The 12921-nt window shown below is 41.7% G+C and carries 18 protein-coding genes; 3 read left to right on the plus strand and 15 right to left on the minus strand.

The features are described 5' to 3' along the window. The 13 genes from JZ787_RS12405 to JZ787_RS12465 all read right to left on the minus strand — a co-directional run bounded on the left by JZ787_RS12405 (nt 1) and on the right by JZ787_RS12465 (nt 10073). The gene (locus JZ787_RS12405; RefSeq protein ID WP_346312448.1) at nt 1–2583 is read right to left on the minus strand and encodes a phage tail tape measure protein; all 2583 of its coding nucleotides are present in this window, start codon (nt 2581–2583) and stop codon (nt 1–3) included. Beyond that, complete coding sequence (locus tag JZ787_RS12410; RefSeq protein WP_346312558.1) at nt 2580–2717, minus strand: GpE family phage tail protein; 138 nt, start codon at nt 2715–2717, stop codon at nt 2580–2582. Before JZ787_RS12410 ends, JZ787_RS12405 begins: the two co-directional genes overlap by 4 nt. Further along, nucleotides 2714–3040 (minus strand): phage tail assembly protein, encoded by a 327-nt coding sequence (locus JZ787_RS12415; RefSeq protein WP_346312449.1) that lies wholly within the window; start codon nt 3038–3040, stop codon nt 2714–2716. Before JZ787_RS12415 ends, JZ787_RS12410 begins: the two co-directional genes overlap by 4 nt. Before the next feature lie 44 nt (nt 3041–3084). Further along, on the minus strand, nt 3085–3591 hold the full coding sequence (locus JZ787_RS12420) for a phage major tail tube protein (RefSeq protein WP_346312450.1): 507 nt from the start codon (nt 3589–3591) through the stop codon (nt 3085–3087). A 19-nt stretch (nt 3592–3610) separates the two neighbouring features. Further along, nucleotides 3611–4219 carry a phage tail sheath subtilisin-like domain-containing protein gene (locus JZ787_RS12425; protein ID WP_346312451.1) on the minus strand — a complete coding sequence of 203 codons (609 nt, stop codon included), beginning with the start codon at nt 4217–4219 and terminating at the stop codon, nt 3611–3613. Between the two features lie 2 nt (nt 4220–4221). Next, nucleotides 4222–5253 (minus strand): hypothetical protein, encoded by a 1032-nt coding sequence (locus tag JZ787_RS12430; protein WP_346312452.1) that lies wholly within the window; start codon nt 5251–5253, stop codon nt 4222–4224. Nucleotides 5254–5351: 98 nt separating this feature from the next. Next, the gene (locus tag JZ787_RS12435) at nt 5352–5747 is read right to left on the minus strand and encodes a hypothetical protein (protein WP_346312453.1); all 396 of its coding nucleotides are present in this window, start codon (nt 5745–5747) and stop codon (nt 5352–5354) included. Beyond that, the gene (locus tag JZ787_RS12440; RefSeq protein WP_346312454.1) at nt 5732–6655 is read right to left on the minus strand and encodes a phage tail protein; all 924 of its coding nucleotides are present in this window, start codon (nt 6653–6655) and stop codon (nt 5732–5734) included. The genes JZ787_RS12435 and JZ787_RS12440 overlap by 16 nt, the downstream gene beginning before the upstream one ends. Before the next feature lie 8 nt (nt 6656–6663). Then, nucleotides 6664–7188, minus strand: a complete 525-nt coding sequence (locus JZ787_RS12445) for a phage tail protein I (protein ID WP_346312455.1) — start codon at nt 7186–7188, stop codon at nt 6664–6666. Further along, complete coding sequence (locus tag JZ787_RS12450) at nt 7181–8080, minus strand: baseplate J/gp47 family protein (RefSeq protein WP_346312456.1); 900 nt, start codon at nt 8078–8080, stop codon at nt 7181–7183. Before JZ787_RS12450 ends, JZ787_RS12445 begins: the two co-directional genes overlap by 8 nt. Further along, the gene (locus tag JZ787_RS12455) at nt 8077–8442 is read right to left on the minus strand and encodes a GPW/gp25 family protein (RefSeq protein ID WP_346312457.1); all 366 of its coding nucleotides are present in this window, start codon (nt 8440–8442) and stop codon (nt 8077–8079) included. Before JZ787_RS12455 ends, JZ787_RS12450 begins: the two co-directional genes overlap by 4 nt. Further along, nucleotides 8439–8957 (minus strand): phage baseplate assembly protein V, encoded by a 519-nt coding sequence (locus JZ787_RS12460; RefSeq protein WP_346312458.1) that lies wholly within the window; start codon nt 8955–8957, stop codon nt 8439–8441. Before JZ787_RS12460 ends, JZ787_RS12455 begins: the two co-directional genes overlap by 4 nt. Nucleotides 8958–9254: 297 nt before the next feature. Further along, nucleotides 9255–10073, minus strand: a complete 819-nt coding sequence (locus tag JZ787_RS12465; RefSeq protein ID WP_346312459.1) for a Rha family transcriptional regulator — start codon at nt 10071–10073, stop codon at nt 9255–9257. 528 nt (nt 10074–10601) lie between these two features. Here JZ787_RS12465 and JZ787_RS12470 point away from each other — a divergent pair. Genes JZ787_RS12470 through JZ787_RS12480 form a run of 3 tightly spaced genes read left to right on the plus strand, consistent with a single transcriptional unit; the run spans nt 10602 to nt 12081 of the window. Beyond that, complete coding sequence (locus JZ787_RS12470) at nt 10602–11261, plus strand: hypothetical protein (RefSeq protein ID WP_346312460.1); 660 nt, start codon at nt 10602–10604, stop codon at nt 11259–11261. Continuing rightward, nucleotides 11258–11665 carry a hypothetical protein gene (locus tag JZ787_RS12475; protein WP_346312461.1) on the plus strand — a complete coding sequence of 136 codons (408 nt, stop codon included), beginning with the start codon at nt 11258–11260 and terminating at the stop codon, nt 11663–11665. Before JZ787_RS12470 ends, JZ787_RS12475 begins: the two co-directional genes overlap by 4 nt. A gap of 11 nt (nt 11666–11676) precedes the next feature. Next, nucleotides 11677–12081, plus strand: a complete 405-nt coding sequence (locus JZ787_RS12480) for a protein-export chaperone SecB (protein WP_346312462.1) — start codon at nt 11677–11679, stop codon at nt 12079–12081. Between the two features lie 2 nt (nt 12082–12083). Here the strand turns inward: JZ787_RS12480 and JZ787_RS12485 are convergent, their stop codons facing one another. Further along, complete coding sequence (locus tag JZ787_RS12485) at nt 12084–12524, minus strand: phage virion morphogenesis protein (protein ID WP_346312463.1); 441 nt, start codon at nt 12522–12524, stop codon at nt 12084–12086. Continuing rightward, the gene (locus JZ787_RS12490) at nt 12525–12920 is read right to left on the minus strand and encodes a phage tail protein (RefSeq protein WP_346312464.1); all 396 of its coding nucleotides are present in this window, start codon (nt 12918–12920) and stop codon (nt 12525–12527) included. Between the last annotated feature and the right edge of the window lies 1 nt (nt 12921).

The raw sequence follows: 12921 nt of genomic DNA on the forward strand, positions 1-12921 counted from the left end.
TTAATCGTTGTCGCTATAGCTGCGGACGTTGCTTGGTTGTTGCATGCGCTGCGCCTTGGCCACTTCCATTGCCACCAATTGTGCTAACGCATTTTCATCCATACCTGGTGCAGCATAAATATTAAAAATTTGTTGCACTGGAGCTGCTGTTGCAGAGACATTTTTGGTACTGGCTGAAATAGATGGACGTTGGTCAAAACTAAAAGCACTGGTATCAAAAAAGCCCAACATATCCTGACTGGCTGTGCCGATTGCATTGCTGGCCAGATGGCTATTGTTTGAGATCCCGTTCGCCAAACCTTGCATGTTATATGCCCCCAACTGTGTAAAAACACGGGAAGGGGAGTGGATGCCAAAAGCACCTTTTACTGTATTGGTGACTTGAGCTGCAGCAGCTTTGGCTTTGCCAATCACACCCGCAATGCCGTTACTGATCCCGTTGGCCAGTCCTTGCATGAGCATTTGGCCAAAGCCTGTAAATGTACTTGGTAATTGCACCCCAAAGTAATTCATCACCGCAGCAAAGGCGCGATAAAACAATCCGATCGGAGACCAGTTCAAAATGAAGGTGGTAATTTTTTGGAGGGCAAGCTGAAAAAATAAAACGATCTTTTGTGTGGTCGTCATGCCCGACGTGCCAATGGAATTCCAAATGTCCACAAAGAATTGTTTGATCGAACCCCAATTGCGATAAATCAAATAGGCTGCCGTGGCCAAAAGTCCGATCGCTAAAAATAAAGGGTTAGCCATCATTAAGCGACCGACAAAAAAGATCCCTTTACCGAGCCACATAAAGGCCGAGCCAATCAGCTTGATGATATTAATCAGACCGAAGCCTTTGGCTCCAAGTACGCCAAACGTCAGACGTAATAAAGCCATTGGACCGAGTATGGTCACCAGTGCAAGCGATAGGGCACTAAACGCAGCGAGCAGAATCACGATAATGGCAATGGTCTTCATAATGGCATTCGACAATTGAGGATTTTCTTTAGACCAGGCTCCCAATTTTTCAGTCATATCCGTTAAGCCAGTGACGACTTGTTTTAGCTCAGGTGCGATTGCAGCACCGAAGCTCGTCATGGCACTGGTGAATGTTCCTGAAGCTGCATCCCATAGATTTTTTAACGTGCCGAGCTGCTCATTAACACGTGTCTGTAAGTCGGCTTGAGCATTCATTTTTGCCAAGGTTTCGTTATAGCCCGCTTTGCCTTTGTCGATCAGTAGGTTCAAGGCTTGGATAGTTTCTGCATCATTGCCGAACATATCCGACAAGATCGGTAAACGTGCTTCGGTTGAAAGGCCTTTGAGCTTTTCAAGCTGCTTGAACATATTGTCCAGTCCACCGAACTCACCTTTACCATTGGTAAAGTTCATGGCCATACCTGAACCTTTCAAGGCCTTTTTAATGCCTTTACTGTCCATCATCGATGCAAAAATCTTACTGTAGGCGTTACCTGCAGATTCACCCGCCATTGCTGCTTGATCTGCCATGACCAAGAGGGGAGCCATCGCGTGAGCGCCTTCTAAGCCCTCGGCTTTAATGGTTTTCATCCCTGCCGATAGTTTGGAAAAACCTTGTAGCATGTTGGTGGAGTCGACACCCAAGTAATACGATCGCTGAATCGTATCCATTAAACTGAGCATGTCTTTTTCTGAGGTTTTGGTGGCATCCTGCATTTTTGCAGCAAACTCAGCAGCATCTTCAAAAGGCATTTTCAGTTGTACGGCCAAATAGCCCGCAGCCTGACCAACACCGCCAAGAATGGCTTTGTAGCTGATACCTTGCTGGACGAGCTTAGCCATCATTAATTGGAAGTCTGCTGTTGTACCAGGAAGCTGTGTGCCTAACTTATTGGCCAGTTCATTGATGGCTGTAAATTCATTGGCCACTTGGCCATTCGATTGCATCATGGAGACTTTTAAAGTCGTCGCTGCATCTTCTGCTTCAGCAAAAGCTTTGATTGGGACACCTAAAGCACCCGCACCGACTGCAGCTGCTGCACCTGAACGTACTCCAGTATCAGAGACTTTGCCAATTAAGTCCTGTGCATTTTTATGTTGCTGAACGAGGTCATTGAGTCGTTTTTGACTGGCAACCTGTTTATCGAGTTGAGCTTTCTTGCGCTGTAAAGCTTGGGTCGCGGTATCCACTTTGGCCTTTAAGTCACGTTCATCACGACTCAGCGATTTGGTACTGATACCTGCTTGATTTAAGCCTGTACGAAGCATTTGCAATTGCCGAAGTTGATCTTGCTCTGCTTGTTTTAAATCCTTAACCGTTTGTTTGGCTTTTTCAAATTCTTTGGTCATTGCCCGAGTAGGTTTGGCAACATTGGCATGTTCTTGGGCAAGTTGGGCAACGGTCTGCTGTGCCGATTCTAAGTCCTTTTGAGTACCTTTAAGTGCACTGGATAAACGACGGAAAGAGGTAATATCAGATTGAGACTTGCTCAATTTCTTTAATTCTTCGCGTTGGGTACGCAAGGCATCTGAGGTCTTTTCACTTGAACCCATGATGTCTTTAAGTGGGGCAGTGGCTTTGTCCACCAGTTCTAACATGGCTTTTAGGCTAATTTGACTCATTTGCTCTCTGTTTCCCAACGTGCCCGCGCACGTTCATGCCAGTCCATCAATTCATCCAGTTCATAGTCATCACAGACGTCGGGTGTCCAACCGAACACCACGGCTAAATCTGCAATAATTTCATCGGTACTTATTGGAAGTCTTCGTCCTCGGCCTTCACAAAAAAACCGATCACTTCCTTTGACAACTTGGTGAGATCCGAAGGTGCCAGTTCATAAACGTCATTTTCAGTCATGGTCGGTGTGGTAATACGTGGAGCCAGTTTTGCCAAAGTGTCGACATCGAGTTGCAACACGTTCACCAATGTCAGACCACGAAGGGCACGGGTTTTAGGTTTACGGATCACGATTTCGAGAATGGTCTGTTCACCGCGCTTAAAGCCTTCGTCAAAAGTGATGGTGCGGAGGTTTGGGTCTTGAATCGTGTCTTGGTTTTGTTGCTGTGCTTCAGGGGTCATGTCATATGCTCATTAGAAATATTAGGGAGAGGGAATGCCTGATCTTATAGACCAAGCAATTCTTTGATGCTTTTGGCTACATCCGTTTCACCGAAACGTTCAGTACCATTAATGAAATCCAGTTCGACTTCGACTACACCATCCACTTCCATGCGGTAATAGGTATAGTTGTAAGACATTTTGATTTCTGTCTTTTCGCCATTTTTGGAATCACCAGGATCAAGTTCAATCGCTTGGCCACGGGTATAAATTTCTACAATTTGCTTTGTGCAATTGTCCTGACGTTCATACATTCCAACAAAACGGACAGGCAGATCCGATGTGCCACAGACACCTAACTGGCGGTACTGTTTGACATCAAAGCCTGCATAAACCACTTCACCTTCAAGTTTTTCATAGCCCATTGACAGTGCCACATCACCAATCATGCCTGCGCCACGAAAGTCCTCGGTTTTCTTGGTGATTTTGGGAATGGTGACGCTTTCTGCGACACCTGCCCATGAATGTGTATCTACGAACACATTAAAATTTTTCAAAGTACGTGGAAGCATTGCATCCAGCTCCTATACGTTATGCCGCGTTATTGATGAGTTGATCAAAGTTGACCAAATAACGGTCGGTAATGCGTTGATTGAGACCTAAGTTTTCTAGTGTTGGAACGGGGGTGTAGTCGTAGTCAATCCACATCAAACCTTGCGATAAGTTTTCAATAGTATTTTCAGCAGGGTCATACCAAACAGAAGCCCCAAGCAGGCGCTTGGCATTGACATGCTCGGTCAATTTGGCATTGATCGAATCAATAATGTCTTTGGCCAAGAAAGGCGTAAGCGGTTGGTCGACAAATGGAAAACAGCCATTAATGATGGTGTCTAACAAGAACTGTGCAGTTCGGGTCGCCACTTCAAAAGCAAAGCGTGGATCGTCTGAGCAATTGCGGTTACCCCAAAAACGAGCACCATCATGCAAAATCATGGTGGTGATATCTTTACTGTTGAGATAGCCCGCATCGGTATCGGGATCTTCAAGATCCCATGTAATCGGCTGACTAATGCCAGTCGGACCGACGACTGGAATATTTGAAAGCGATTTATGCCAACCGACTTTTTTGTCAGTTTCTGCACGTAGCGCTGCAGCAACAACGGCAGCGGTTAAAATGCCTGGTCCGTATTTAAGAGCCATAATTAAAATCCTGGGAACATAGACTCGCCAAGTGAAACAAGTTCCACAGGACTAGCGAGTGGAAGGCCTGTGTCTTGGTCAATAAACAGAGGGAATATGTCTTGTTCTTGTTGGGAGTTACGTTTTAAGACAATTCGAATGAGGCCATGTGCTGATAAACCGTTTCCACCAGTCACGTAGTTAGCTACAGCTTGAAAGTGCCCGATACCACCGCCAGCATCAACAACACGAATAGGCGGTATGTAATTGGCTACAATTTTTTTAACGAGATCAAAAAAGACGGCACGGGAGTCAGCTTGCCCCATTGTGTTGACGAATTCGTTACTCTCGATTTTATTGCCTTGAATATAGAGGTCGTAGGTTAAATTTCCGCCATCAATATCCGTTTGCTGAATATAAATCTTTGTCGGACTTAAGACCGTATTTGTATCCTCCCCAAGCAGTACATTGCCACTGGTCCATTCAGGCCAGATCAATTCAATTTCTCGAAATGCCAACATATTTCGGAAATTCACCACATCTTCAGGATCTTCAAAAACCACGCCATCAGCATCACGCGGAGTGATATAAGAATAAGCGCGTAATTTTTTACAGATTGCACCTAAGGCGTTTGCAACATCGATGGTTTCAGTATCAGAAACACAAATAATCTTCGGTGTGATGCCTAATTGTGATTTGACGGTGAGCAAGGCTTGTAAGCCAGTACGTTGGCCATTGTCTGCGGTAGTACCAATCACGACTGATTGATCAAATTCACCCTCTGCATATGGATCAGCAATACGAATCACGACCAAGGTTGGAGAGGTTATTGCGCTAATGATTTCTAGGTTTTTTCGTAAATTTCCCATTGCACCGGCTTTGGGTAAAACACGGTTGACCGAGGTAACCAGTACGGGGGTATTCAGCGGAAATGCGTCTTCATCTGCATCATCCGCATAGGCAACCATCGCCATAATATTGGTATCAGAATTGCGAATTGGAATTTTTCCAGCAGCGGATTCTCGCGCTGTAATACCGTGGTGAAACTCTGTCATGATGACTCCATAAAAGTTGAATTACTTTTGAAATCATCATGAATTGAAGGGCTATCTTTTGCTATGAAGGCAATCCTGAATAAGCTTTAATCAGGATTTTAGAATTTTAATTCTGACTCCCATATTGCGTCCATTTCATCATCTGTAATGTTTAAATCATTCATAATCACCAAGATAAAAGGGTCGGTTCGGTTGTAATAAGTGGCTCTGTTATACGCAATTTGAACGGGTAGACTGGCATGAGTATCGATGTAGTCCTTAACTAATTCATACTTGCCCGCCTGATACAGTTTAATTTCAAAGTCAGCGGGCTTGAGAAACGGCATTTGTAATCTTTTTTCAGCTTGCGTAAGCACAGGATTCAAATGCAGGAAAACCTCATCTTCAGTTAATCTAATCATCCCATCTGTGATTAAATGATCTTGAGAACCATCAGGCTCAAATTCATATATTCGTCCATCTTTTTTAAAAAAATTTCTCATTGCTCCACCCATCTCGAAATGTCTGATCCTGTAACTTCATATTCTTTACCCGGGTTCACGACGCCAACCATAGTGGAAGAGTCGTAGTAATTATTTGCTGCTTGGATTTCAGATACGATGACGCCATCTACAATGATCTCGTTACGAGCACTGTTGGAGCGGCCACCAAAGATGAAGACAAATCTTGGTGTAGGATCAGTGTTGGTATATACCGTATTTAAAGCACGAAGAGCGGTGACATCAACGGGTGACCTTGTTCCTAATGTGGGCAAGTTAATGTCTTGTGTTCCATCAAATTCAATGCCATTGATCATGCGGGCTGTTTCTAATTTGGATGCACTGACAGCATTTTCATCTTTATCTAACTTGTGGTCTTGTAGATGTTTAGCCTGCTTGGCAGAGACGGGTTTATCAGCATCTTCACTCGTTAAATTGTCGATTACATCTATGACTTTGACATAGTTACGTGCTACCCATGCTTGAGTTGCAGTAATAATATTGGGATCGATAGTCAAATTAATCTTGTTGGCAGCTTCGCCTTTGATGTCGATTGAAAATGAAAGTTCACCACCTGCACCATCTTCAAAAAGAGACTTATAGCCACCATGGTAATTGCCAATGTACACCAACTGGCCAGTTTCATCTGTCAGTCCAATTTCATGGATATTAAAGCCCCCAATGTTCGCCCCAACAGTGGCGGTGACACGAACAACATTTTCAACTTTATCTATATTTTGAATAAGGACGCTGGCTTTTTGATTGACCAAATGCGTACGGTCAATTGCAGTCAATGGGTCATAGGGGATGCCATTGGCATCGCCAATCACTAAGTTTTTTAAATTGAGTGGGGTAGACTCATGTGCTTGGGCAATGAGATCCGAGCCATAATTGGTCAAGGTCAAATAATATTTAGAGGGCATATGTTTTCCTAAATTGCTTCCATATAAACCGTTTCACCCGTGACGCATGCACCACCCAACCATAAATAGCCTTCGGATTGAACATGGGCAGAAATGGAATAGTTATCCCGCGCAGATTTGGTTGCCTCAATTGCGGTTTGTACTTGTAACAGTTGATCAATACTGAGTAGGTGGAGTGGATCAATAATCACCACGAATGAAAAAGGTTGGTGCTTGGGGGTAAATTCGTACCATGCTTTGATTTGGAAAAACGTGACAACGGTACTGAGTAGGCTTTTAATGGACGATCGTGTTCCGCGCTGCGCATTAAAGGATTGGCTTTGTTGGATCGCATTTCGCTTTTCTTGCTCACTCCATTCAGGTAACCAATATTCGACGCGGTGTTGCCATGCAAGCCACGGTAAATGAGCAACAGGACAACGATCAATACGATGTAAATCGACAAAAGGTACTGGAAGGTTGGAAATCTTTTCACCAAGCTGCTCTATGTTTTTTTCAAGTTTGGTTGCATTGGGAGGCAATAATTTAGACATCGCGGAACTCCACAATATTGATTGTGACCTCTGTGCATTTTGAATATTTATTCTTCGGCAAAATAATGTCTGCAGCTGGACTATTCAGAAGGACATTTTGAACACCACCTTGATGCAATGCATGAAACAGTCCGCTGCGAGCAACGTCATAACCAAGTGAAGAAATTGTTTCAATATACGCTTGAGCATCCGCTTCAGCAGCTGCTTTAACCACGGCAGAATCAGGACCAGGGAAAAGCACCAAGGTCGCGTTCAATTGCCATTCATGTGGTGTGGCTGCTTTGATATCGACTTCATCCGTAAAAGGACGACGCGTATCAGGATCAAGCGATTGGTCTACCGCATCCAGTAAGGTTTGGGCTGCAACCTCATCAATATGGCTTTGAACCCAAATATTGACATGACCTTCTTGTGGCGTTTCGACGGAGATATCTTTGACATGACCATGCGCACTCAGTCCCCAAAACTGATATGCACCCACTGAGCCAGCAGACATGCTTTCAGGCTGTAAATGTGTTCGACGACGTAAAGATTCATCTGACTCCATCACTGCTTCAATAGGCGGATTTGCATTGGGCTGTGCAGGATGAATCGTCAGTCGATATACACCACGATTGGCAGCTAAATGGTCTAAATCCGATCCTGTTGCGTAGGCCAACATAAGTGCTTTGGATTTAGCATTGATTTGGCCAGTTTTAAGCAAAAGACGATAGGCGAATGTTTCGAGCACTTTAACAATCGGTTCACTTTCAAAATTAAGTGCCTCAGCAAGCTCAGGATCACGCGCCAAAATATCATTTTTACACTGCTGTAGTTCGTCCTCAAAATCGAGCTGCTCGAGGACATTTGGAAAGGGGAGTGACGAAAGATCGACGCGATTGAGAGAACTCATGCAGCAGCTCCAATAGTAAAGGCCTGAGAAAATGCTAGTACGCGGTATTGGCTGATGTAATTTCCAATGATGGTAATATCCCAAGCACTGGCTTGGTCTGTGCTTGAAACCTGAACTTGCTTGATTTTGATACGTGGTTCAAAACGGATGACTGCTGTCGCCGAAGCATTCATTATTTTAAGTTTGGTAAAGTCATTGCAGGGTTGGTCAATCAGATCAGGTACCAGTGAGCCATAGTGGCGACGGCATAAACGTGTACCAATCAAAGTCGTTAAAAGATCATGCAAAGATTGCTGTAAATGAGCAGGAAGCTGGCCATCATCTGAAATAGCCCTGCCTGTATGACGCGACATACCTTTCATGGTTGAGGCTCTCCCGATACGCTATTTCCGCTTTGTACTTTGAGATGTTTATGTCCAACTAAACTAATAGTTTTAGCTTTGACATCGACATCTGACGAAATAGTTTTTTCAGCATGAACAGTTCCAGTAAAGACTGTTTCAGGCACATCAAAAATGCATTTACTCAGTTTGAAAACAGCTTCGCCTGAAGTGATATTGACCTTAAAAAAATACTCACCGATTTGTACAAATACTTCATTGGGATCTGTACTCGGAGGTGGGAATGTTTCAGAGAAAAGGCTGATTTGTGGTACCGCACTGGTGAGCTCACCGCCTTGTGCTGATACGGAAAATTGCTCTCCTAACGATGGGCATCGCCAAATTTTGACGATGCCTGCAGCCATCGTTGGAATGGGAATCCAATCCGTTTCATTTTCATCAATTTTTAGGCGCATTTTCCATGCAGATGCATCGACGGCAATGACTGTACCGATGCAAGCGAGATTCTGAAACTGGCGTAAAAGTTGATTATTCATGCTCATATAAACGTAAATTGCCCATGACCGAAATCATGGGCAATTTAGTTTTAAAGTGCGAGAAGCTGTATCCTGTTTAACGTTTATTCAGGATTTTTTATTTGTACGTTGTATTTTGTAGGACTTGTTTGAGTCTACATTCAGCCTGTGAGAGCACGCAGATTAAATCTTCTTTTGATAGGTCATTACAACTGTCGTTTGAATCTGATAATCCCATACTTGCCATCATGTTTAGAGTCGCTCGAACCTCATTGATCACCTGATAGTTTTCTTCTGTAAGCTGATAAATGATATTTCTCATGATTCAGCCTCTAGGTCAGTATTTGCTACAGCCGTTTTCGGATTTTTAAAAATCCAGCATTTATACACTTGGTGGTCTATAGCACTTCGATAAGGCAAATTTCGATTTAGATACTGAGGAAATGGAGCATTGCTACTGGCTAAATCAGTCAGCATGTTTTGTCGTAATGGTAGGTTTGGAATGGTGTTATAAATTTGAGTCAGGTTCAGCGCCAAAATATTGGACTGGCTTGAATGATTAAACTTTTGAATATCTGCTTCAAATAAGGCGTTCCAAAATTCATTTAGGCGCTGTTGAGCTTGTTCTATTTGAGGTAAGGCACGGTCTAGGACAAGACAATGAACAGAGAATGAATGTTCGTAAAGTTTGCCATTTTTAAACCAATGGACTTGAGCGATGTCGTTTTCTATTTGGCTGACAGTTAGTTGCTGACTGCCTGATTTGAGTTGTACCAGTGAACCCGCTGTCAGTTGTGGGATTTGTAATAACTGCTTTTGCAGTAGATCTGCCATTTGGTTGAAAGCTTCAATAAACGAAACTTTAATTTGAGCTGCCTTTTCTCCAGTAAAGCCCATGACTAAAAACATCCAACCGTCTTTAGTCATTTCATACATTGGTAATGTTCGACCAGTCACGTCTTTATATTCACTGGGCGCAAAATTGCGCTCAGTGAATTCTGGCGGGCAATCTAAGCTTTCAAGCCTTTTTAATACATCTTTATGACGTTTACCAAATGCGTCAGCAACTTTCAGGCTATCGGTTTTGATCTGTTGATCTTGAATGAATACTGCGGTATTGAGGTCTAAAGAATTCATTTTGCACCTCCGATATTTTTAAGAAGGGCAATAAGTTTTATTTTTATAGAAGGGTGAGCGAAATCCGCTGATAGGATGCGTTGATAACAAATTTTATCAAGGTGAGATTGTACCTGAACATGGTTATTCATAGCATTTTACCTTTAAGTTCAACTGGTAATTCTGCCAACCCACGCCAATAGGTGGCAGACCGAACGAAGTTGGCGTACCGCTGAACTTAAAGCAAAGACGGTGGACACGAGGTCCCATCGTCCGATCTACCATAAAAAGGCATATCAAACCTTCAGACAAAAAAATACCACTTAAGCAGTGGTTTGTCTGCTCTAAATTCAAACGAGACGCCAATCTCGACCACCATGTGGGTGGTCTTATCAATGTAGCAATGTTGTCTAATTCATGTCAATGAATTTGTTAAGTCGTTAAAATGGTAGATGTTTATTTTTTTACCATGTACAATGCAGTCTAGAGACTGCATTGTACATGCTTTAGCTTTATTTATCTGGGACAGGAAGTAAGGGCTTATTTTTGATGAGTATAACGATTTCGGGATTTCATACTTGTCATTTAGCGAGTGGAAAGAGTCAAACACAGATTCTCTCTGAAGTTCCTTACCATTCAGATGTAAGTAAAGAACAATGGTTAGGGCAGGGTTACTATTTTTGGACTGATTCAAATCATTATGCTCATCAATGGGGCTGTTTAAAAATAGATGATGGTAAAGGAAGCAAAAAGTTTAAATATCCTAATGGTTATATCATTACGAAATTTGACATATGTATTCCTGTAACTCAGCTATTAGATTTGGTAGGTAATGTTCATCAGCAAGTTTATTTTTATAAGCAAGTTGAACAATATTTAAGAAGCTCAGAAAACAAAGGGTTGGATAGAAGTACAGCTTTAAATACCCCAATTTCTAAAGTTATTGAACATTTGAAATTGGTAGTAGAGAAAACTGGAAATTTTAACATTTTTCCCTATGTTGCTATTAAAGCTGCTGATAAACCTAGAGATAGTTTGAATTTCTTATTTGTTAATGATGGATATGGTGAAGTTGTTATATTGCCAACAAGGCAACAACTTTGTTTATTTAGTAATCATAGAGATTGTATTGTAGTTTCCGAGTGGCATATTCAAGTTTCATCAGCTGAAAGGTTGGCCAACTTGAGAAATAGGACGAATGAGTTATGAAAGACTTACAAAAATTATCCCCAGAAGATCTATCTTTAAAGTTAATGGCTGAATGGTTTGATGCTGTCAGTAAAGAAGAATTTTTAGAAGATTTTAACAGTCTTGGTAATAATTACTGTGGCACTACTATTGGTGAATTCTTAAACCAAAATAAAGATTTAGAATTAAATCTTAGTCATTATGTGACTAAAGTCAGCAAAACCACATTTATTAAAGAGTTAAAGCATACTGCATCAGCAAAAAAATCATCAGCTGAATTACGTACTATTTCTTTGATCCCTCCTATTTCATCTAAAACTGAAGAGTATGGTGTATCAATAAGTATCGTGCATACAGATGTCCATAATGCATATCCTCAAAAGTATGATGACAAAAATGATGAAAAGTATGCTCTTGCTGCTTAATAGGATTTAAAATGGATAACTTAAGTATTCAATTGCATGATTCACAAGTTGAAAGTTTGCATTTAGAAAGATTGGATGATCAAATTCCAGACTCAGAAGAGACAATGGACTTCTCTTTAGGTGTAGAGACAAGGTTCCCTATAGATCAAGAGTTGAATCATTTTTTAATATCCTTTATATCTGAGTTAAAGCTAAAGGAGGGATTTGTTTTAAAATTAACATATACTTCTACTTTTACAGCAAATGTGGCTTTAAATGATGAATTTCAGAATTCTAATTTCCCTAAAATTAATGCTCCTGCGATAGCATTTCCTTATTTTAGGGCATTTATTTCTACATTTTTGTTAAATGCTGGATTTGAACCAATTATTTTGCCTTCAATTAACTTTACTAAGTTCAAAAATAAAGATGAGTAGATTTATTTTTGAGTTAGATATTTTAAAACAATTTGCTTAATCAATTCTTGATCGTCTTTGCTTAAACCGACCAATTTTCGAATCGGGTATTGTGTAGCCTTGGCAAATTTATTCGGCTTAATATTTTCCCCCTCTTGGTGAACTTTGGCCACAAATGCTGTACGTCCACCAAAACCAACAGCAGCATGGTCGGATGAATATTCCGTTTTAAGTTGCTTTCCAATGTTTTGAAACAACGCGCCTTGACGCTTAATCCGACCGATCTGATTGCGCTTGCGTGGAATAAATCGATAGCCATCAGGATCACGCTGCTGCTTGATTCGATCACGATGCCGAACTCTTAAACCTTGAGCCAGTCTACGCATTAACTCTCGTCGTTGTCCTGGTTCTAAACGAAGGGCAATTTGGTCAAGCCAATGGTTTAAGCCAAAGATCGCATCCACTTATTCAGTTCCTACTGGGACAAATTTATCCTGGTCATCACTCCAGACCATTTCGGGGCAAACATGGTACCCATTTTCACCCGAAACAATTTTGTCTCGTTGTGGGAAGTCAATTTCAAGGTCAAAGGTATTGGTATCAATAATTTCGCTGCTAAACGAAATTTGAATGTCCTTTTTTGCCGCATCCAAATGAAGATTTTTAGACTGCAGCCAATTACGCACTAACATTAAGACTTGAACTGGATCACCGCGATAATCCAGCAATAAAATCCGTACTGTATATTCCATATAGCCATGAGCTTGGTTGCCATTTACGATGAGTAAATGGCATTTGTCTTGGCTCATTTCAGGCAATTTTTCTGCAAGAAATGATTTCAAGGGAATTAAAGCTTTCATA

The organism is Acinetobacter sp. BWR-L5 (assembly GCF_039655985.1).
Classification (GTDB): domain Bacteria; phylum Pseudomonadota; class Gammaproteobacteria; order Pseudomonadales; family Moraxellaceae; genus Acinetobacter; species Acinetobacter johnsonii.

Bases quoted from the DNA above. Each gene is read 5' to 3' on its own strand.
- JZ787_RS12435 (WP_346312453.1), bottom strand. From the start codon at position 5,747: ATGGGTGGAGCAATGAGAAATTTTTTTAAAAAAGATGGACGAATATAT.
- JZ787_RS12475 (WP_346312461.1), top strand. From the start codon at position 11,258: ATGAAAGACTTACAAAAATTATCCCCAGAAGATCTATCTTTAAAGTTA.
- JZ787_RS12440 (WP_346312454.1), bottom strand. From the start codon at position 6,655: ATGCCCTCTAAATATTATTTGACCTTGACCAATTATGGCTCGGATCTC.
- JZ787_RS12480 (WP_346312462.1), top strand. From the start codon at position 11,677: ATGGATAACTTAAGTATTCAATTGCATGATTCACAAGTTGAAAGTTTG.
- JZ787_RS12445 (WP_346312455.1), bottom strand. From the start codon at position 7,188: ATGTCTAAATTATTGCCTCCCAATGCAACCAAACTTGAAAAAAACATA.
- JZ787_RS12415 (WP_346312449.1), bottom strand. From the start codon at position 3,040: ATGACCCCTGAAGCACAGCAACAAAACCAAGACACGATTCAAGACCCA.
- JZ787_RS12465 (WP_346312459.1), bottom strand. From the start codon at position 10,073: ATGAATTCTTTAGACCTCAATACCGCAGTATTCATTCAAGATCAACAG.
- JZ787_RS12450 (WP_346312456.1), bottom strand. From the start codon at position 8,080: ATGAGTTCTCTCAATCGCGTCGATCTTTCGTCACTCCCCTTTCCAAAT.
- JZ787_RS12455 (WP_346312457.1), bottom strand. From the start codon at position 8,442: ATGAAAGGTATGTCGCGTCATACAGGCAGGGCTATTTCAGATGATGGC.
- JZ787_RS12470 (WP_346312460.1), top strand. From the start codon at position 10,602: ATGAGTATAACGATTTCGGGATTTCATACTTGTCATTTAGCGAGTGGA.
- JZ787_RS12490 (WP_346312464.1), bottom strand. From the start codon at position 12,920: ATGAAAGCTTTAATTCCCTTGAAATCATTTCTTGCAGAAAAATTGCCT.
- JZ787_RS12425 (WP_346312451.1), bottom strand. From the start codon at position 4,219: ATGGCTCTTAAATACGGACCAGGCATTTTAACCGCTGCCGTTGTTGCT.
- JZ787_RS12460 (WP_346312458.1), bottom strand. From the start codon at position 8,957: ATGAATAATCAACTTTTACGCCAGTTTCAGAATCTCGCTTGCATCGGT.
- JZ787_RS12405 (WP_346312448.1), bottom strand. From the start codon at position 2,583: ATGAGTCAAATTAGCCTAAAAGCCATGTTAGAACTGGTGGACAAAGCC.
- JZ787_RS12420 (WP_346312450.1), bottom strand. From the start codon at position 3,591: ATGCTTCCACGTACTTTGAAAAATTTTAATGTGTTCGTAGATACACAT.
- JZ787_RS12430 (WP_346312452.1), bottom strand. From the start codon at position 5,253: ATGACAGAGTTTCACCACGGTATTACAGCGCGAGAATCCGCTGCTGGA.